This window comes from Mesorhizobium sp. M4B.F.Ca.ET.089.01.1.1, from assembly GCF_004022605.1.
GTDB lineage: Bacteria > Pseudomonadota > Alphaproteobacteria > Rhizobiales > Rhizobiaceae > Mesorhizobium > Mesorhizobium abyssinicae.
This window is the reverse complement of the sequence record NZ_RZOS01001578.1, coordinates 1-389: the sequence shown is the minus strand read 5'-3', so window position 1 is coordinate 389 and position 389 is coordinate 1. Positions and strand designations below refer to the sequence as shown.

The window sequence follows — 389 nt, the reverse complement described above, 5'->3', positions numbered from 1 at the left end:
ATGCCGGTACGCCTCGCGCGACCTGGGCCAAAGTCCGCGAGATCGATGTTGATAAGCTTCGAAAGCAATGCCTCGAGAGGCCTTGACCCGGCCCGCAATACAATCTCGAAAGCGACCCAGCCATCGGTCTGCTCGGTCACCGAGCAGCCGGCGGCGAATTGCTTGAGCTCGGCGGCAAAACCCAGATCGGCGCGGCCTTCATACTCGATCATCCACTGATCCGGCCCGGTCCACAGCGCGGCAACCCCCTGCCCCGCAATCCAGCGGCCTGGTCCTGGCAGAGTGAGCCCGAAGGGCCTAGGCCCAATGGTTCCGCGGCGCAGCGCCAGAGAGGCAAGCGCCAGACCAACGTTCTCCCGAATCTCCAACGCCCCGAACGAAGCGAGGCG

Annotated in this window: 1 protein-coding gene; it reads right to left on the bottom strand. The window is 64.8% G+C overall.

Translation table 11 applies throughout. From position 1 onward, the window contains the following. On the bottom strand, nucleotides 1-389 hold a 389-nt coding region (locus EN780_RS38370), incomplete at both ends, for a sarcosine oxidase subunit gamma (protein WP_128276688.1).